The 18,448-nt window shown below is 65.6% G+C and carries 18 protein-coding genes and 2 pseudogenes; 8 read left to right on the top strand and 12 right to left on the bottom strand.

Annotated elements, in window-relative coordinates; translation table 11 throughout:
• Positions 1-148: 148 nt before the first annotated feature.
• Genes fabG through ACN4F8_RS20050 form a run of 3 tightly spaced genes read right to left on the bottom strand, consistent with a single transcriptional unit; the run spans position 149 to position 4,275 of the window.
• Positions 149-892, bottom strand: coding sequence for a 3-oxoacyl-ACP reductase FabG (fabG, locus tag ACN4F8_RS20060; RefSeq protein WP_419475184.1), 744 nt, complete (start codon positions 890-892; stop codon positions 149-151).
• A gap of 2 nt (positions 893-894) precedes the next feature.
• Positions 895-3,051: a 3-hydroxyacyl-CoA dehydrogenase NAD-binding domain-containing protein gene (locus tag ACN4F8_RS20055; RefSeq protein WP_419475183.1), complete on the bottom strand. Its 2,157-nt coding sequence runs from the start codon at positions 3,049-3,051 to the stop codon at positions 895-897.
• Between the two features lie 18 nt (positions 3,052-3,069).
• Complete coding sequence (locus ACN4F8_RS20050) at positions 3,070-4,275, bottom strand: acetyl-CoA C-acetyltransferase (RefSeq protein ID WP_419475182.1); 1,206 nt, start codon at positions 4,273-4,275, stop codon at positions 3,070-3,072.
• A 108-nt stretch (positions 4,276-4,383) separates the two neighbouring features.
• On the opposite strand from ACN4F8_RS20050, the gene ACN4F8_RS20045 reads away from it, so the two are divergent.
• Positions 4,384-5,547, top strand: a complete 1,164-nt coding sequence (locus ACN4F8_RS20045) for an acyl-CoA dehydrogenase family protein (RefSeq protein ID WP_419475181.1) — start codon at positions 4,384-4,386, stop codon at positions 5,545-5,547.
• A 24-nt stretch (positions 5,548-5,571) separates the two neighbouring features.
• Here the strand turns inward: ACN4F8_RS20045 and ACN4F8_RS20040 are convergent, their stop codons facing one another.
• Both ACN4F8_RS20040 and ACN4F8_RS20035 read right to left on the bottom strand, forming a co-directional pair.
• Entirely contained in the window at positions 5,572-6,222 is a 651-nt protein-coding gene (locus ACN4F8_RS20040; protein ID WP_419475180.1) for a catalase, read from the bottom strand.
• Positions 6,116-6,565 (bottom strand): hypothetical protein, encoded by a 450-nt coding sequence (locus ACN4F8_RS20035; RefSeq protein WP_419475179.1) that lies wholly within the window; start codon positions 6,563-6,565, stop codon positions 6,116-6,118. Before ACN4F8_RS20035 ends, ACN4F8_RS20040 begins: the two co-directional genes overlap by 107 nt.
• A 189-nt stretch (positions 6,566-6,754) precedes the next feature.
• Here ACN4F8_RS20035 and ACN4F8_RS20030 point away from each other — a divergent pair, with 189 nt between their 5' ends.
• Positions 6,755-7,735, top strand: coding sequence for a LysR family transcriptional regulator (locus ACN4F8_RS20030; protein WP_419475178.1), 981 nt, complete (start codon positions 6,755-6,757; stop codon positions 7,733-7,735).
• Between the two features lie 32 nt (positions 7,736-7,767).
• On the opposite strand, the gene ACN4F8_RS20025 is transcribed toward ACN4F8_RS20030, so the two are convergent.
• The 4 genes from ACN4F8_RS20025 to ACN4F8_RS20010 all read right to left on the bottom strand — a co-directional run bounded on the left by ACN4F8_RS20025 (position 7,768) and on the right by ACN4F8_RS20010 (position 10,661).
• On the bottom strand, positions 7,768-8,076 hold the full coding sequence (locus ACN4F8_RS20025; protein ID WP_419475177.1) for a hypothetical protein: 309 nt from the start codon (positions 8,074-8,076) through the stop codon (positions 7,768-7,770).
• 201 nt (positions 8,077-8,277) lie between these two features.
• Complete coding sequence (locus ACN4F8_RS20020) at positions 8,278-8,928, bottom strand: ABC transporter ATP-binding protein (RefSeq protein WP_419475176.1); 651 nt, start codon at positions 8,926-8,928, stop codon at positions 8,278-8,280.
• Positions 8,929-9,092: 164 nt separating this feature from the next.
• Entirely contained in the window at positions 9,093-9,653 is a 561-nt protein-coding gene (locus ACN4F8_RS20015) for a bactofilin family protein (protein ID WP_419475175.1), read from the bottom strand.
• 102 nt (positions 9,654-9,755) lie between these two features.
• Complete coding sequence (locus ACN4F8_RS20010; RefSeq protein WP_419475174.1) at positions 9,756-10,661, bottom strand: crotonase/enoyl-CoA hydratase family protein; 906 nt, start codon at positions 10,659-10,661, stop codon at positions 9,756-9,758.
• A gap of 95 nt (positions 10,662-10,756) precedes the next feature.
• Here ACN4F8_RS20010 and ACN4F8_RS20005 point away from each other — a divergent pair.
• From ACN4F8_RS20005 to ACN4F8_RS19990, 4 genes and pseudogenes are all read left to right on the top strand, one after another.
• Positions 10,757-12,340, top strand: a pseudogene (locus ACN4F8_RS20005) (FAD-dependent monooxygenase); the annotation flags it as partial.
• On the top strand, positions 12,337-12,534 hold the full coding sequence (locus ACN4F8_RS20000) for a hypothetical protein (RefSeq protein ID WP_419475173.1): 198 nt from the start codon (positions 12,337-12,339) through the stop codon (positions 12,532-12,534). The pseudogene ACN4F8_RS20005 and the gene ACN4F8_RS20000, both read left to right, overlap by 4 nt.
• Positions 12,524-13,009, top strand: coding sequence for a MarR family winged helix-turn-helix transcriptional regulator (locus ACN4F8_RS19995; protein ID WP_419475172.1), 486 nt, complete (start codon positions 12,524-12,526; stop codon positions 13,007-13,009). Before ACN4F8_RS20000 ends, ACN4F8_RS19995 begins: the two co-directional genes overlap by 11 nt.
• A 53-nt stretch (positions 13,010-13,062) precedes the next feature.
• A complete protein-coding gene (locus tag ACN4F8_RS19990; RefSeq protein WP_419475171.1) occupies positions 13,063-15,465 on the top strand; it encodes a YgiQ family radical SAM protein in 2,403 nt (800 codons plus the stop codon).
• 3 nt (positions 15,466-15,468) lie between these two features.
• On the opposite strand, the gene ACN4F8_RS19985 is transcribed toward ACN4F8_RS19990, so the two are convergent.
• Positions 15,469-16,170, bottom strand: coding sequence for a DUF1294 domain-containing protein (locus ACN4F8_RS19985; RefSeq protein ID WP_419475170.1), 702 nt, complete (start codon positions 16,168-16,170; stop codon positions 15,469-15,471).
• A gap of 82 nt (positions 16,171-16,252) precedes the next feature.
• On the opposite strand from ACN4F8_RS19985, the gene ACN4F8_RS19980 reads away from it, so the two are divergent.
• Both ACN4F8_RS19980 and ACN4F8_RS19975 read left to right on the top strand, forming a co-directional pair.
• Positions 16,253-16,597 (top strand): TA system antitoxin ParD family protein, encoded by a 345-nt coding sequence (locus ACN4F8_RS19980; RefSeq protein WP_305313410.1) that lies wholly within the window; start codon positions 16,253-16,255, stop codon positions 16,595-16,597.
• Complete coding sequence (locus ACN4F8_RS19975) at positions 16,594-17,190, top strand: AAA family ATPase (protein WP_419475169.1); 597 nt, start codon at positions 16,594-16,596, stop codon at positions 17,188-17,190. Before ACN4F8_RS19980 ends, ACN4F8_RS19975 begins: the two co-directional genes overlap by 4 nt.
• A gap of 3 nt (positions 17,191-17,193) precedes the next feature.
• On the opposite strand, the gene ACN4F8_RS19970 is transcribed toward ACN4F8_RS19975, so the two are convergent.
• Entirely contained in the window at positions 17,194-18,096 is a 903-nt protein-coding gene (locus ACN4F8_RS19970) for a CoA transferase (RefSeq protein ID WP_419475168.1), read from the bottom strand.
• Between the two features lie 102 nt (positions 18,097-18,198).
• A pseudogene (locus ACN4F8_RS19965) lies at positions 18,199-18,448 on the bottom strand (4-hydroxybenzoate 3-monooxygenase); the annotation flags it as partial.

Genomic DNA, 18,448 nt, shown 5'->3' with positions numbered 1-18,448 from the left:
ACTTCTCTGGGGACGCCAAGTTGTAACACAGCACTTTGTGTCACGCCCGCTTTACAGAGTGATATAGCAAGCCCTGTCCACTCTGACACACCTGCTTGAGGCAGTGCCGTGCGGCAGCGCACAGCCTCCAGTGAGCTGAAGCGCTACCTCAAACCGACATGCCTCCCGAGACCTCGATCACCGCGCCATTGATGTAGCTCGCTTCATCGCTGGCGAGGAAGGCGTAGACGCTGGCGATTTCCTCGGGCCGACCCAGTCGGCGCAGGGGCACACGGTGCTCCATCTCGGTGATCACCTTCTCCGGGATGGTGGAGAGGATGGGTGTGGCAATGAAGCCGGGCGCCACCGCGTTCACGCGGATGCCTTTGGGGCCAAGCTCACGACTCCAGGTTTTGGTGAAGCCGATCACGCCGAACTTGGCTGCCGCGTAGTTGGTCTGGCCGAAGTTGCCGTAGATGCCCACCACCGAAGACGCGTTGAGGATCACGCCGCTGCCTTGGGTGGTCATGCCATCTGCCACGGCCTGGGCGCAATGGAAGACCCCGCGCAGGTTCACGTCGATCACGCGGTCGAACTGCTCCAGCGTCATCTTTTGCAGCCGCGCGTCTTGTGTGATGCCGGCGTTGTTCACCAGCACGTCGATGCGGCCAAAGCGCTCCACCACCTGCGCCACCACGGCGTCCACCATGTCGCGCTGCGTCACGTCCATCGTGAACCCCACCGCTTGTGCGCCGAGCGCTTCGCACTGCTGCACCGCCGCGTCCACCGCGGCCTGTTTCACGTCGCAGACGATGACGATCGCGCCCTCCTGCGCAAACTTGATCGCGGTGGCCAGGCCGATGCCCTGGGCCGCGCCGGTGATGACGCTGATCTTTCCTTCGAGTCGTTTCATGCTCAGTACGTTGGCTGGTGTTGACGAATGGCGTTTTTCACCGGCTCGCTGAGGGCGAACCCGGCGCCGAACTTGTGAGCGAGCTGGGCGCAGCGCGCTTCAAAGGCGTCGATGCCCATGCCGTAGATGAACTGCAGCGCACCCCCGGTCCAGGCCGGAAAGCCGATACCGAAGATGGAGCCGATGTTGCCGTCGTGCACCGTGGTGAGCACACCCTCGGCCAGGCAGCGCGCGGTTTCCACCGCCTGCCGGTAGAGCAGGCGGTCTTTCACCTCCTGCAGGTCCCAGGCGTGGCCAGGCTTTTCAAACAGGGGCTTGAGCTCGGGCCACAGCGCTTTCTTCTGGCCGGCCGGGTAGTCGTAAAAACCACCGCCAGCGGCACGGCCCGCGCGGTTGAGTTCCTTCACCATCCGCTCCACCAGCAGTTCACCGGGTGTGGCTTCAAACACTTTGCCTTCGGCGTGCAGATCGGCGCGGGTCTGGTCGAGCACGTGAACCGAGAGCGACAACGCCGTCTCGTCGAGCACCGCCAGTGGCCCCACCGGCATGCCCGCCTGCATGGACGCGTTTTCAATCACGGGCGCTGGAATGCCTTCGCCCAGCATCGCTGCACCTTCCATCACGAAGGTGCCAAAGGTGCGGCTGGTGTAGAAGCCACGCGAGTCGTTCACCACGATGGGCAACTTGCCCAGCGCCTGCACGTAGTCGTAGGCGCGCGCCACGGTCTCGTCGTCGGTCTGCTTGCCCCGGATGATCTCCACCAGTTTCATCTTGTCCACCGGGCTGAAGAAGTGGATGCCGATGAACTTGGCCGGGTTGGTGCTGGCCTGGGCCAGGCCCGAGATGGGCAGGGTGGAGGTGTTGCTGGCGAAGAAACCACCCTCGGCCAGCATGGGCTCGGCTTCGCGCGTGACGGCGGCCTTGAGTTCGCGGTTCTCGAACACCGCCTCGATGATCAGATCGCAGCCCTGCAAGTCGGACGGGTAGGCGGTGGGCTTGATGCGCTCCAGCAGTTCCTGCTGCTCGTGCAGGCTCATGAGCCCTTTGTCCAACCGCGTCTGGGTCAGTCTGGCGCTGTAGAGCTTGCCGCGTTGCGCGTTTTCCAGGCTCACATCCTCCAGCACCGTGTCGATGCCACGGCCTGCCTGCGCGTAGGCGATGCCGGCACCCATCATGCCGGCGCCGAGGATGCCGACCTTCTTTGGTTTGTAGCGCGCCACATCTTTCGGGCGCGACTGCCCGCTGCGGATCGCGTTCATGTTGAAGAAGAAGTTGTTGATCATGTTGCGAGCCACCGGGCTCACGATCAGCTTGGCGAGGTAGCGGCTCTCGATGCGCGTGGCGGTGTCAAAGTCGACCATCGCGCCCTCGGCCATGGCCGCCAGCGCGGCTTCGGGCGCAGGGTACAGGCCACGTGTTTTCTGCTTGAGCATGGCCGGTGCCACAGTGAGCATGCCGGCGATCTTGGGGTTGGCCGGTGTGCCGCCCGGGATCTTGTAGTCCTTGGCGTCCCACGGGTGTTGCGCTTTGGGGTTGGCCGTGATCCACAGCAGGGCTGCGGTGCGCAACGAGGCACCCACATCGTCGCCGTTGGCCGGCACCAGCTCGTGAACCAGCCCGAGCTCCAGCCCCTCGCGCGGGTTGAACAACCTGCTCTCCAGGATGTAGGGCTGCGCACCCATCAATCCCAGCAGCCGTGTCATCTTGGTGATGCCGGTGGCGCCGGGGATCAACCCGAGCGTGATCTCGGGCAGGCCCAGCTGGATACGGGGGTTGTCCACCGCCACGCGGTGGTGGCCCACCAGCGCCACTTCCCAGCCGCCACCGAGTGCTGCGCCATTGATGCAGCTCACCACCGGAACACCCAGCGTTTCCAGCGTGCGGAAGTTCTTTTTGGTCTGCTCGATCTCGGCGAAGACGCGTGGTGCATCGGCCGGTGTCAGGCGCATGGTGCTCTTGAGGTCGGCGCCGGCGAAGAATGTGCTCTTGGCCGAGGCGAGGATGATGCCCCGGATCAAGCCCTTGTCGCGCACCACCAGCCCGGTGGCGGTGCTCAGGTCGCGCTGCCAGTCGGCGCACATGGTGTTCACCGGCGAGCCCGGCTCGTCGAAGGTGAGGGTGGCAATGCCGTCGTGCAGTTCGTAGCGGATGGTTTTCATGGGGTTTCGGATTCCAGTTCAGACGCGCTCAACGATCGTGGCAATGCCCATGCCGCCGCCCACACACAGCGTGGCCAGCCCGTAGCGCAACTGGCGGCGGTGCAACTCGTCCACCAAGGTGCCCAGGATCATGGCGCCGGTGGCGCCCAGCGGATGCCCCATGGCGATCGCGCCGCCGTTCACGTTCACCTTGTCGTGCGGCACACCGAGCTCCTTCATGAATTTCATGGGCACGGCGGCAAAGGCCTCGTTCACTTCAAACAGGTCGATCTGGTCGATGGTGAGGCCCGCTTTGGCCAGCGCCTTGCGCGCCGCCGGCATCGGGCCGGTGAGCATGATGGTGGGGTCGGCGCCCGAGAGCGCCACCGAGACGATGCGCGCGCGCGGCGTGAGGCCGTGCGTCTTGCCGGCGGCCTCGCTGCCGATCAGCACCGCGGTGGCGCCGTCGACGATGCCGGACGAATTGCCCGCGTGGTGCACGTGGTGGATGCGCTCGACCTGCGGGTAGCGCTGCAGCGCCACCGCATCAAAGCCCATGCCGCCGAGCTGCTCGAACGCGGGCTTGAGCGCGGCGAGGCCTTCCAGCGTCGTGTGCGGTTTGATGAATTCGTCCTCCATCAGGATGGTCTGGCCGAGGAAGTCGGTGACCGGGACCACCGAGCGTTTGAAGTAACCCGCAGCACGCGCGGCCGCGGCGCGCTTCTGCGACTCCAGCGCGAAGGCGTCCACATCGTCGCGACTGAAGCCTTCGAGTGTGGCGATCAGATCTGCGCCGATGCCTTGCGGTACGAACAGGGTGTCGCTGTTGGTCTGCGGGTCTTGCGCCCAGGCGCCGCCGTCCGAGCCGATCGGCACTCTGCTCATGCTCTCCACGCCGCCAGCGACCACCAGGTCTTCCCAGCCGCTCTTCACCTTCATGGCCGCCATGTTCACCGCCTCCAGTCCCGAGGCGCAGAAGCGGTTGATCTGCACGCCGGAGCAGCGCCAGTCCCAGCCGGCCTTGAGCGCGGCCACCTTGGCGATCACCGAGCCCTGCTCGCCGATCGGTGAGACCACGCCCATGACCACGTCGTCCACCGCGGCGGTGTCGAAGCCGTTTCGCTGCTGCAGGTGGGTCAACACGCCGGCGAGCAGGTCGATCGGCTTGACCTCGTGCAGGCTGCCGTCTTTCTTGCCCTTGCCGCGCGGCGTGCGCACGGCATCGAAAAGGAATGCTTCGCTCATGGTGTCTCCTGGGGAAGGCGGATGCCGCGAATCAGTATAGACTTTTGCCAAGCACTTGCTTTGTCAAATTCCTTCTCCCCGATCTTTCTCAGTCTGATAGGTGACACCATGATCGAACGCACCCTGTTCAACGCCGACCACGAAGCCTTCCGCGACAGCTTCCGCAAGTTCGTCGAGAAGGAAATCGCGCCGCACCACGAGGCCTGGGAAGAGCAGGGCTATGTGGACCGCGCGGTGTGGAGCAAGGCCGGCGAAAACGGCTTTTTGTGCATGACGCTGCCCGAGGCTTACGGCGGCTCCGAGGCCGACAAGCTGTATTCGGTGGTGCAGATGGAGGAGATTGCGCGCAGCGGCTTCACCGGCATCGGCTTCGGCCTGCACAGCGAGATCGTGGCGCCGTACATCCTGCATTACGGCACCGAGGCGCAGAAGCAGAAGTACCTGCCCAGGCTGGCCAGCGGCGAGATGGTGGGCGCCATCGCCATGAGCGAGCCGGCCGCTGGCAGCGACCTGCAGGGCGTGAAAAGCACCGCCATCAAACAGGCGGATGGCAGCTACCTGCTCAACGGCAGCAAGACCTTCATCACCAACGGCTGGCACGCCGACCTGGTGATCGTGGTCGCCAAGACCGACCCGAGCGCGGGCGCCAAGGGCACCAGCCTGCTGCTGGTGGAGCGCGGCATGCCGGGTTTCGAGAAAGGCAAGCGCCTGAAGAAGCTGGGCATGAAGGCGCAGGACACCTCCGAGCTGTTTTTCGACAACGTGAAGGTGCCGGCTGAGAATCTGCTGGGCGGCGCCGCGCACGAGAACAGAGGCTTCATCTGCCTGATGGAGCAACTGCCGTGGGAGCGGCTGCAGATCGCCATCGGCGCGGTGGCCGCCGCGCAAGCCGCGATCGACTGGACGGTGGAGTACACCAAGGACCGCAAGGTGTTCGGCCAGGCCGTGGCCGCGTTTCAGAACACGCGCTACAAGCTTGCCGAGCTGCAGACCGAGGTGCAGGTGGCGCGCGTGTTTGTCGACAAATGCTGCGAGCTCGTCAACGTGGACAAACTCGACACGGCGACCGCCAGCATGGCCAAGTACTGGTGCTCCGACCTGCAGTGCAAGGTGATGGACGAGTGTGTGCAGCTGTTCGGTGGCTACGGCTACATGTGGGAATACCCGATCACCCGGGCCTACGCCGATGCGCGCGTGCAGCGCATTTACGGCGGCACCAACGAGATCATGAAAGAGGTGATCTCGCGCGCCATGGGACTGGGCGGGCGCTGAGCACCCGCCCGTCATCTCATCGGCTTACTTTTTCGCAGCTTCGCTCAGGCGGCGGCCGAGCGAGATGGCGTAGGGCGCGGCGCGTGCGTTGAGCACCGGGTCGGCCGACGGTTTGATGCCGGCGGGCAGCACCAGCGGGTTGAAGGTCATGGCGTCGCAGGCGCCGCCCATGCCGTCACTCACCTTGTCGATCACCAGCTTGCCGGCCGAGACCACGGTGCGGGCCTCGGGCCAGGTCAGGGTCGGGTCGGTCAGGTTGTCGCCGGCTTCGGCGAGTTGCAGGCGGAAGTCGAACGACACGGGGGCTTTGCCCACACGTTCGCGCAGCTCGCCGGCCAGAAACTCGTCGCCCATGGATTTCAACTGGTCTTCGGTGAGCCCGAGCACACCGGCCTCAGGCACGAACTGCCAGCGCGCGAAGCGGCTCTTGCCGGGTGCGGCTTCCAGCTCAAAGGCGTTCACACCCCAGTAGTTCACCGTGCCGTAGCTGGCCGGCACCGGCGCAGAAGCCAGGTACGCACCCTGGCGGGTGGTGTCTGGGTTGGCGGCGCTGAAGGCCTTGATTTTTTCAGGGTCGGCCTTGCCGGTGGCCGGGTCGGCGGTGCGGGCCTGCACAAAGGGCGCGAACTGCTCGGGTTTGCTCACGAAGAACACCGGCGCGGAGATGTTGGCCATTTGCCACTGCTCGCCGCCGGGCAACTGGGCCTCGCACGGACTTGGCTTTGTCGCTCGCCTTGGGGCTGCCGCCGCCCACCGAGAAGCGTGCCACCACGGGGATCTTGTCGCCCTTGAACACCGAAGCGCGAGAGAGTTCTCGGCCGGCGGCGTTGCCGATGAAGTGGCCGCTGGCGCAGATGCCCTTGGCGCCCGAGCGGCGCGAGCCCGGCTGGGGTCCAGCCAGGCCTTCGAGAGCGTTGACTTGAGACTCCGCCATGGACGCCTGCGCCCAGGCGGCGGGTGCCAGGAAGGAACTGCCCAGGGCAGCGGAAGCGGCGGCGGCAAGAAGCAGGGGTTTCATCGTGGAGTGCCTTTCGTGGTGTGTGACAGCGGTGGTGCACTTTGCAACCACCTGTGCTGTAGTCGGCGCCGGGTGGGCTTCCTTACACCGGTCACCGACATATTTCGAATTTCATTTGCACTTGTTCAAGGCTGATTTGTAGTTAAAAAGTATGATGTCGTCACGTGTTTGCACTGGGCAAAGGGCAAGATGAAAAACGTCGACATCAAACAACTGGCGCTGTTTTGCGAGCTCATCGAGAGCCAAAGCCTGACCGAAGCGGCCGCGCGCATGAACATCACGCCGTCGGCGGCCAGTCAGGCGCTCACCCGCTTGCGCCATGTGCTCAACGACGATCTGTGTGTGCGCGAGAAGAACCGATACCAGCTGACACCCTATGCCGACGGCGCGTTTTCCGTCTTTCAGCAAATGGTCGGTTTGTGGAAGGACGTGAGCAACAGCGCCTGGGCGTTTGACCCGTTGCAATGCGACTCGCACATCATCATGTCTTGCTACGACGCGTTTGGTGAAACCGAGCTGGCCGAGCTGTACCGCAGCATCCTGCGAAAGGCGCCCAGCCTGAGTCTGGACATCCACGCGCCCGCCAATGGACCGCAAGACGTGGACGCCCTGCGCGATGGCAATGTGGATGTGGTGTGCAGCCACTACGAGCCGTCCGCCGATGCGCGCGACCTGTACGTGGAAACCGTCAAGTATTTCCAGATCACGCATTGCTGCATGAATGTGGACCATCCGCGCATTGGCTGCGGACTCACGCTGGACCAGTACCAGGACGAGGAACACCTGCTGATCACATTCCTCAAGCGCCATGGTGGGCGTCGCAGCCCGATTGACCTGGAGCTCGAGGCCCGCGGCTTTTCACCGCGCAGGACGACGATCGTGAATTCGTGGCATTTGTGCTCGGAGTTGCTGGGGCGCACCGACCGGCTGGTGACCACCAGCCGGCAGCAGGCCCGGCAACTGGTGCGAAGCAATCCCAGGATCAAGAGCGTGCCCTTGCCGCCTGACTTCGACTGGCCGACCATGCCGGTGAACATGATCTGGCACCAGCGCACCCACAACAGCAAGCCACATCGGTGGTTGCGCTTGCAACTGCGGGAGTTCCTGTCTGCAGTCCATGAGGACGACGCGACGGCAGTGGACGCTTCGGCGGCCACCAGCGTGCGCTGAGGCCTGGCGGGCACGAACCTCAGCAGGCGCCGTCAGCCCAGCAAGGCATCCATTTCGCGCAACTTGCGCACGGCCACTGGCTCGCTGATCTTGCGGCACATGAGGTCAAAACATTCAAACCGCATCTCTCGCACCACGGCCAGGTGTGATGCCGAGATGACCTTCAGATAAAGCCGAAGGTCTCGACTGGACATGCCCACAAGATGGGCGCTCAGCATGGATTGCAGCAGCTTCCTGATCTCTTCAAGCCGCACATGTTCATGGGCCAGCTTCGCCGAACTCTGCTCGCCGCTGGTGATCTTGCGAAGCCATTCGCGAAAGCTGGTGTTGGGCGCTTGCACAGGGGCTCTCGTGGACCTCTGTGGGGCGTCGAAATGGGCAAAAGAGGGTCGCGCCAGGGCATGTGTGCCGCGCGGTTGCTCTTGTTGGGTCATTGCTTCCTCCGATGAATGTGTTGTCGATGGGAGGAATTTAGGACCGTACGAGCCGGGCGTCCATTTCGCAGATGGCGATAACGCTTTCGGGAAACTGAATAGCGAAAATCAATCGCTGGTGGTGTTGCGGGCTGCCCAGTTCCGGGCGCCGAGCTCAAGCCGGGTTTTCAGCGCGAGCCCTTCGGGGGGCACGTGGTCGGCCAGCAGCCAGGCCCGATCGGGGTGCTGCGAGGCTTCTTCCAGCAGCAGGTGGAGGAAGCGGATGGAGCTCATGTCGAGTGCGGCGAAGGGCTCGTCGATCAGCGTGAGGGCGGCACCTGCGGCGAAGGCGGCGCTCAGCCACACCTTGCGTTTGCTGCTGGCCGAGAGCATGTACATCGGCTTGTCGACGTGAGGATCCAGTGCAAAACCGCTGGCCAGCCGTTGCGCTGCGGCGGGGTCGAAGCCGGGGCGCAGTACCGCCAGCTGGGAAAACCACGTCCGTGCGCTGACCGCGTCGAGCGCATCGCTGCGCGGTTCGGTGCGAAACACCTGGGCTCGATAGGCGTCGGGGTGCGTTGCCCATTGGGTGTCGCGCAACACCAGGGTGCCGTGTTCGGCGTGCAGCTCACCCGCCAGCAGCCGCAAGAGGGTCGTCTTGCCACAACTCTCGTCGCCATGCACCACCGAGACGCCAGCGGGCAGTTGCAGATTCAAATCGCTGAACAGCGGAATGCCGGGCCAGCCGAAACACAGGTCACAGACATTCAGGACGGGCACGGTGGTGGGGGTGTCGGTGATGGGTGTTTCGGGCCGCACACAACGGAAATCGGGCTCCGTTGGAGCCCGAAATCTCGGCGCGGATGCCCAAGGAGCATACCGCTGCGCCTGGGTTGCGCGCACGCGGCGAGACACTCAGTCCCACCGCCGTGCTGCGGCACCTGTCAGGCTGCCAATGCCATCGCGTGTTTGCTGGTGACCTTGTTGCCCGCACTCACCGAGCATTCGATGTCGCCCGACAGCTGGCCACCTTCTTCGATCACCACCTTGCCGTAGCGGATGCGGCCTGTGACCTTGCCGGTGGCGTAGATCACGAGCTTGTTGCGCACGGTGAGGTTGCCGTCGAACACGCCGCGGATTTCGGCAATGTCGATCTCGGCCGAACCCTTGAACTCGCCTTGCTGTGCAATCTGGATCACACGCGAGTCCATGGTGGCTTCCACCATGCCTTCAACCACCAGCGTGTCGCAATCGGTGATCTCCACGCCCTTGAGCTTGATGTTGGGACCCACGGTGAGCTTGCTGCCACCTTCCGGGACCGGGCTGGTCGCGATGGCGGTGGCGGGCGTCAGGTCCGCATCGGGCGTGGTCGGTGCGGTGGGAGCGGTTTGGGCCTGGGGCTGCGCGACAGCGCCGCTCGTCGTCTGTCCGTAGCGCGGTGTCGCCATGCCGGTGTTCAAGGGTTTGGGTTGATCGATGTCGCGTTTGCCAAAGTGCAGTGCCATGCCAGCTCCTTCAAAAAGTGAAGCGCTCATGCTAAGTGCGGTGCTGCTTACATTCGGGCGGCTTCCGTAAGAGGGGTAACGAGATGAACCGTACACGCTGTTTCATTTGTGCGGCTTGCGCGCTTCCATGTCGCGGATCAGGGCGCGAGCCTCGTCGCCCTCGGGAATCGGTCTGCCGCTGTCGCGCCACTGCACCGCATCCTTGAATCCGGCCTCCTGCGCATGGCGGCGAAACCACACGCCTTCCGGGTTGTGCCGTGTGATGCCGTCGAACACGGTGGCCATCATCTGCGTTTGCTCCAGGCCCATGGTGAGCATGACCTGGTTGACCACCATCTTGTGCATGGCCAGGTGCGAGCGCGGCACACCGGCGATGCGCTCGGCCAACGCCATGGTGGCGGACTCGAGACGTTCGAGTGGCACCGCTTCGTTGGCAAGGCCCCAGGCCGCAGCGGTACGGCCGTCGATCACGTTGCCGGTGAACATCATTTCCTTGGCGCGCAGGGCGCCCAAGCGGTAGGTCCACATGGCGGTGGTGGGGCAGCCCCACACGCGGGTGGGCATGTAGCCGATGCGCGCGTCATCGGCCATCACCAGCAGGTCGCAGCACAGCGCGATGTCGCTGCCACCGGCCACCGCTGCGCCGTGCACCTTGGCAATGGTGGGCTTGGGGCTGCGCCACAGGCTCATGAAGTCTTCGGTGTTGCGCTTCATGTAGGTGTAGTCGACCATCGGATCCCACGGCGCGCGCTCCTGCTGACAGGGGTGATCGATCTCGCCTTCGCCGAACTGCGAAAGGTCGTAGCCGCCGCAGAAGCCTTTGCCGGCACCTTCCACCACGATCACATGCACTTCGTCGTCGGCGTTGGCCCAGTCCACTGCGGCTCGAATCTCGCGCGGCATGTCGTCGTTGATGGCGTTCAGTCGCTCAGGTCGGTTGAGCAGCAGGCGGGCCACGCGGGGCTGGTGGGTGTCCTTGTCGATGCGCAGGGTGGTGTAGGCGGGCATGTCGTCTCTCCGGTTGGGTTTTTTGATCATAGCCAGAGACGCTGTGGTTGGCGTGAACAACGGTTGCGCGCACAACCAATTCGAAATACAGTTGCGCACGCAACCAAATGCACACATTTCCCATGACCTTGCCTTGCCATGTTCCCGTGTTGATCGCCGGTGGGGGCCCCGTTGGCCTCACGCTCTCGGCCTTGTTGTCTGCCCAGGGTGTCTCCAACCTCGTGGTGGAGGCCGATGAGGGTTATTGCAGCGGCAGCCGCGCCATCTGCATGTCGCGCCGCTCGCAGGAAATCCTGGGTTGGGTCGGTGCTGACAAGCCGTTGGTGGCCAAGGGACTGAGCTGGGTGGGCGGGCGCAGTTACTGGCGCCACACCGAGGTGCTGCATTTCCAGATGCCGAGCGAGCCCACGCAGCGCTTCGCGCCCATGGTCAACATCCAGCAGTTTTACGTGGAGGAATTTGCGCACCGCGCGGCGCAGCCGGCGGGGTACTCACAGGTGCAATGGGCGAGCCGCGTGAGCGCCGTGACGCCCCATGCGGAAGGCGTTGACGTCGAGGTGGTCACACCCGAAGGCGCGCAGACCGTGCACGCCGATTGGCTGGTGGCCTGCGACGGCGGCCGCAGCACCGTGCGCGAGCAACTCGGCCTACAGCTCGAAGGCACGCAGTACGACGGCAAGTACGTGATTGTCGACGTGGTGCAGAAAACGCAGCGCGCGGTGGAGCGCCTGGCCTGGTTCGACCCACCGTCCAACCCCGGCTCCACCATCCTCATGCACCGCCAGCCCGACGACGTGTGGCGCATCGATTACCAGATCCGCGACGACGAAGACCCGCTGGAGGCGGTGAAACCCGAGAACGTGTTGCCGCGCGTGCAGAGCCACCTGGCCATGATTGGCGAGACCGAGCCCTGGGAGCCGCTGTGGATCTCGATCTACAACGCCAAGTGCCTCACCTTGCCGAGCTACCGGCACGGGCGTGTGATGTTCGCGGGCGACGCCGCGCACCTGGTGCCCATCTTCGGCGTGCGCGGCCTCAATTCGGGGCTGGACGACGCGGGCAATCTGGCCTGGAAGCTGGCGCGGGTGGTGCGCGGCGAGTCGCCGCACTCGCTGCTGGACTCCTATTCCACAGAACGTGTGCACGCCACGCGCGTGAACATCGCGTATGGCGCCAAGAGCACCGAGTTCATGGCGCCGCCCAACTTCGCCTACCGGCTCATGCGCGAGGCCACGCTGCGGCTGGCGGAGGGCGATGCGCAGGTGCGATCGCTCATCAACCCACGCCAGTCCACGCCGATCACCTACGTGGGCTCGGTGCTCAACACGGCGCAAGTCGGCGAGTGGGCCAACGAGCAAGCCGCGCCCGGTGCGCCCGCGCCCGAAGCCTTGTTGCAAGGCGGGCAGCACGTCTTTCACCTCAGCAGCAAATTCGGGCGGAGCTTTCTGGTGCTCGCCTTTGGACCCGCGGGCGCGCCGACCCTGCCCGACTTGGAGATGCTGGCCATCGATCCCGCCAGGGATGTGCACGGCCAGGCCTGGCAGCGCTACGGCCTGTCCGGTCCCGAGGAGAAGGCCCTGGTGCTCGTGCGCCCCGACGGCTATGTGATGGGTCGCTGGCACGGACACGACCCGGCACCCGTGCTCCAGGCCCTCAACACCACCGGAGTGCTCGCATGACCGACGCCGATCTGGACCGCAGCTACAGCGCCCTGTGCGAAGCGCTCACCCGCGTGGGCGAAGACCGGGCACCGCTGTTTCTCTCCATGCTCTGCCTGTCGCTGATCAGCCGCCAGCAGCAGGCTGAAGATGTGCTGCCGCTGATGGCGCATGCCGAGCGCCAGTGCGCTGACGGAGCCGGTGATGGCCGCTGACGCCACGCCTGCACTGCAGGACTTTCTGACCTGGCGACTGCACCGCCTCGCAAAACTCACCGACCGCCAGAGCATCGACGCCTACGCCAACCGCTTCGGGCTGGGCGTGGGCGAGGCGCGCTGCCTGGCCGCCATCGGGCAGTTCGCGCCGCTCTCGGTGAAAGACCTGGCGGCGCAGGCCAACCTCGACAAGGCCCAGGCCAGCCGGGCGGCGCAGATGCTGGTGGAGCGAGGACTGGTGCTCAAGTCCGCCAGCGAAACCGATGCGCGCGGCGTGGTGCTCACGCTCACGCGCACCGGCCGGCCGTTGTGGAGGCGGGTGATGCGGCTGATCGGGCAACGCAACGCGGACATCTTTGGCTGCCTCTCGAAGGCCGAGCGGCGCCAGCTCGAAGCTGTGTTCGACCGCCTCATTGCCCATGCAGACCCTCTGCAAGCAGCCAGTAGCCCTGCACCCCCCAGAAATCAGGGGTAACCCGTAAAATCATGGGTTTTCCACCCACCCGCGCTCCGGGTCCGTGTCACCCCATGAACGCTCCCGTCGACGTCTCCTTTTTTGCTCGCGCTGCCAAGCCGATCACCAGCTACCGTCCGTACTGGGCCAAGCGGTTCGGCGTGGCGCCCCTGCTGCCCATGAGCCGTGCCGAGATGGAGAAGCTCGGTTGGGACAGCTGCGACATCATCCTGGTGACCGGCGACGCCTATGTGGACCACCCGAGCTTCGGCATGGCGGTGGTGGGGCGCGTGCTGGAAGCGCAGGGCTTTCGCGTGGGCATCATCGCCCAGCCCGACTGGACCAGCGCCGAGGCCTTCAAGGCCCTGGGCAAGCCCAACCTGTTCTGGGGCGTGACGGCCGGGAACATGGATTCCATGATCAACCGCTACACGGCGGACCGCAAGATCCGCAGCGACGACGCCTACACCCCCGGCGACGTGGGCGGCAAACGGCCCGACCGCGCGGCCATCGTCTACAGCCAGCGCTGCCGCGAGGCCTTCAAGGACGTGCCCATCGTGCTCGGCGGCATCGAAGGCAGCTTGCGCCGCATCGCGCACTACGACTACTGGAGCGACAAGGTGCGTCGCAGCGTGGTGGTGGACAGCAAGTGCGACCTGCTGCTCTATGGCAACGCCGAGCGCGCGCTGGTCGAGGTGGCGCACCGCATTGCAGCGCGCGAGCCGATCGAGCGCATCACCGACGTGCGCGGCACCGCGTTCGTGCGCCGCCCGGGTGACCCCACGGCCGAGGGCTGGATCGAGATCGATTCGACCGAGGTGGACATGCCCGGGCGCGTGGAAGACCACATCAACCCGTACCTGACCACCAGCGAGCAGGCGCAGGCGCAGGGAGAGACGTGTTCGAAGGACGATGAACCGCCCCCTCTCCCTCTGGGAGAGGGCAGGGGTGAGGGTTCTTCGAACATCAAGCCCCTCAGCTTCTTCCCCAATCCAAACCTGCGCGCCAAGAGCCCTCACCCCAACCCTCTCCCAACGGGAGAGGGAGCAAAGGCCAAGCCGCAGCGCTTGCCACGCGATCGCTCCGTGATCCGCCTGCCCAGCTATGAGCAGGTGAAGAGTGACGCGGTGCTCTACGCCCACGCCAACCGCGTGCTGCACCTGGAGACCAACCCCGGCAACGCCCGCGCGCTGGTGCAGGCGCACGGCGAAGGCAGCACGGCGCGAGACGTGTGGATCAACCCGCCGCCCATCCCGCTGACCACGGCCGAGATGGACTTTGTCTTCGACCTGCCGTACGCGCGCAGCCCGCACCCGGCGTATGCCGACGAACACGGCAAGCACGACGGAGCGACCAAGATCCCGGCCTGGGAAATGATCCGGTTCAGCGTGAACATCATGCGCGGCTGCTTTGGCGGTTGCACCTTCTGCTCGATCACCGAACACGAAGGCCGCATCATCCAGAGCCGCTCGGAAGAATCGATCATCAAGGAAGTGGAAGACATCCGCGACAAGGTGGAAGGTTTCACCGGCGTGGTGTCCGACCTCGGCGGTCCCACCGCCAACATGTACCGCCTGGGCTGCAAGACGCCCGAGATCGAAGCGGCCTGCCGCAAGCCCAGCTGCGTCTACCCCGGCATCTGCTCCAACCTCACCACCGACCACGGCCCGCTGATCAAGATCTACAAGCGGGCGCGCGAGCTGCGCGGCATCAAGAAGGTATTGATCGGCTCCGGCCTGCGCTACGACCTGGCCATCAAGAGCCCGGAATACGTGAAGGAGCTGGTGCAGCACCACGTGGGCGGCTACCTCAAGATCGCGCCTGAGCACACCGAGGGCGGCCCGCTGTCCAAGATGATGAAGCCCGGCATCGGCAGCTACGACAAGTTCAAGCAGCTGTTCGAGAAGTTCAGCGAAGAGGCGGGCAAGAAGCAGTACCTCATTCCGTACTTCATCGCGGCCCACCCGGGCACCAGCGACGAGGACATGATGAACCTCGCGGTCTGGCTGAAGAAAAACGGATTCCGCGCCGACCAGGTCCAGACCTTCTACCCCAGCCCCATGGCCACGGCCACGGCGATGTACCACACCAACCTGAACCCGCTCAAGGGCATCAGCCGCGATGCGCAGCGCGCCGAGCGGGTGGACATCGTGCGCGGCGACAAACGCCGCCGTCTGCACAAGGCGTTTCTGCGCTACCACGATTCAAACAACTGGCCGCTGCTGCGCGAGGCGCTCAAGACCATGGGCCGCGCCGACCTGATCGGCAACGGCAAGCACCACCTGATCCCCACCTTCCAGCCCATGACGGACGGCAGCTACCAGAGCGCACGGCGCAAGAACAGCACGCCGGTGGGCAAAGCGGCGCAACCGGCGGCGGGCCGCCTGCTCACGCAGCACACCGGCTTGCCGCCGCGGGTGACCGGTGCCGGGCGGCCAGGATCGCCCGTGGGTGCGGGCAAGCGCAAGCCTCGCTGAAGTTCAGGTCGGCGGTGGTGGTGGCGTGTCGGTGAAGGCCGGCCAGGCAATCCATGCCAGCAGCGCCAACATGTTCACCGCGACCGTTGCCCAGTAATACAGTCGGAACGGCTGCTTGCTCGTCTTGTGCCGCAGGATCTGCTGCGCAAACCAGGCCCCCGGCCAACCGCCCACGAGCGCCAGCGCGTGCAACTGGTCTTCGGGCGTGCGCTGGGTCTCGTTGATGGCGGCGTCCTTGTCGCGCCAGTACATGTAGAACGTGCCCAGGTTGATCAGCACCACCGCGGTCAGGATCACCCACGGAAAACGGCCCAGGCCGATGCCCACCAGCCACAGCAGCAACCAGAAGGCGATCAGCCCCAGGCCGATCCACAGCGGCAGCTCTTCGCGGCGTTTCTCGCGCGGCGATCTGGAGCGTTGGGCAGGGGTGGCGCGCGGCAGCAGTTCGGCCTCGGGCGGCGTCACGGGCTTGGGCACCTCAAACGGCGCCTTCACCTCGTTGCGCAGCGGCTCCACCGACAGCGCGCGCGGCCCCTTGCCGCCCACGTGGATTTCCTGGAAAGTGACTGGCAGGCCTTCGCTGGGCGGCTGGTGGCCGCTGAAATCCCGCAGGTGGAAAAAGATGTCGGCGGCGGTCTGTTCGCTGCGGATGAAGCCGAACGCCTTGGCTGGATCCCAGCGCACCACGGTTCCCTGTTTTCGCATGATGTTGAGTGAGGGGTCGAAGGAAGGGTGGCTTGTCAGCTTCTCCGGAATGGCGCAAAATGCGCCAAACAGGAGATGTTTCATGTCCACCACCGGTTCCGCATTTTCCTCTGTCAAGTTGCCCGCCGGGCTGGTTCAGCAGGCGCGTGAGGCGGCGCAACCACAGCGGCGCTCGGTCGCCGGGCAAATCGAGTACTGGGCCACGCTCGGACGCATTGCCGAAGAGACCGGCCTCACGGTGCAGGAGGCGCGCGAGGCCATCGCCCGTTACGACGCGGCCGCGCGGCACGCGGTGCCGGCCGATCCGCTCGATGCCATCGAGGCGCGCTTTCTGGCCGCCGAATCCAGCGGCCGCCTGGCCCAGGCGGTTCGCCAGACCGTGCAGGACAACCGCAGCAAGGCCCCTGCCGCCCGCCGCGCTGCGTGACGCCCCCGGTTTTTTATTTGCTTGCTGGCCCCAACGGTGCCGGCAAGTCCACGCTGTACCGTGCCGCGGTGGCCGAGCGCCTGATTCCCGCCGACATCGAGTTCGTCAACGCCGATCTGTTCGAGGCGGCCGAATTGACGCAGGTGGTCGATCCGAAGGCGCGCTCCGAGCAGGCGCGGCTTTGGGCGGACAGGCGCCGCGCCGCGCTGCTGGCTGCGGGCCGCTCATTCGTGAGCGAAACCGTGTTCTCCCACCCCTCCAAGTTGCAGCTCATGAAGGACGCCCGGGCAGCGGGCTTTCGCACCGTGCTGCTGGTGGTGTGCGTGGACGATGCGCAGCAACTCGTGCGCCGGGTGGCGCAGCGGGTGCGCGAAGGCGGGCATGCCGTGCCGCCCGACCGGATTCTTGCGCGTTACCCGCGCACGCTGGTGCACTTGAAGGACGCCGTGCGCCTGGCCGATCTGGCCTTGCTCTACGACACGTCGGGCGCCGCCATCCAGCCGCCACGGCTGGTGGCCCGGTGCAGGCGGGGTTTGCCGCCTGTGGTGCCGGGCAAGTTGCCCACGTGGGCCGCTGGCGTGCTGGCCGACTGAGGCTCAGGCCAGCGTGTGCAGCGGAATGTCTTTCGCCACCGAGAGCCGATCCAGTTGCTGGCGCGTCATTCCCTTCAGGAATGCAGCAATGGCGGCGTGCGTCTCGGGCTTGAACAGCGTGCGCATGTCGCTCACCGTCAAACCGGCTGCCGTGCACAGGGCCGCGGCGAAATGCGGCTCCAACGCAGCCACGGCCACGCGGCCGTCTTTGCAGGGATACACGCGGTAGCCGGCGTGCGCACCACCCACCGCGCCGGTGGGCATGGTCAGCCCCCAGCTGCGGGGCAGGGCGAGCCAGGCGGCCGCATCCGACAAGGCGACCTCTTGAAACACGCCCTTGCCGGTGGACCGCTGCACCATCACCGCCTTGAGCGCCGCTTCGCTGGCCATGAGCGAGCCGCCCATGTCGGCAAACAAGGTGGCGGGCAAGTCGAGTCCGGGCACCAGGCCGGCGTCGGCCAGGTAGGTGAGGTCGTGGCCGGGTTCTTCGGCGCGCGCGCCGGGCGCACCCACGATGGCGACCACGCAGAGCGCGGGGTACTGTTTGTGCAGCGCCTTCCAGCCCAGGTTGAGTTTGGTGAGGGCAGACGGGCGAAACGAGGTGAGCAGCAGGTCGGTGCGGGCCAGCGCCTTGTGCAACGTGGCCTGGCCCTTGTCGGTCTTGAGGTCGATGCTCACGGTCTTGATGCCGTCGTGCAGCGTGGCGTAGGCCTTGGGGTTGTACTGGCCCATGGGGTCGCCGCTCGGTGCGCTCTTGGGCGCGGGCGGCTCGGCCTTGAGGCAGGTGGCGCCCATGGCTTTGAGGCGCATGAGCGCGGCCGGCCCCGGCAAGTTCAGCGCGAGGCTGAGCACGCGCACGCCGCGCAGGGGTTTGAGGGCGGGGGCAGTGCGGGTGGTGGCGGTCATGGGCGGCTGGGTTGGGTTGGGTCGCTGCACTGTACTGCTGCGTCGGCCGCCTGAAACGCAAACGGGCGACAGCGTCGCCCGTTCAGCCTGCGTCGCAATCGTTCAGCGGCGCCCGAAGTCCAGCGGCAGGCCCACGTAGTTCTCGGCCAGCGAGCGCGACAGCGCTTCGGAATTCACCAGGTAGTCGAGCTCGGCCTCCTGCACCTTCTGACCGAAGCCCGCGGTGTCGGGGAACTGGTGCATGAGCGAGGTGAGCCACCAGCTGAAGCGCTCGGCGCGCCACACGCGGGCCAGCGCCTGTTGCGAGTAGTGGTCGATGCCCGCGTTGCTTTTGTCGATGTAGTGGTCGATG

It is taken from the genome of Hydrogenophaga sp. (assembly GCF_048549895.1).
Lineage (GTDB): Bacteria > Pseudomonadota > Gammaproteobacteria > Burkholderiales > Burkholderiaceae_C > Hydrogenophaga.
Note: the sequence above shows the minus strand (reverse complement) of the source record. Positions and strands in the feature narration are given on the sequence as shown.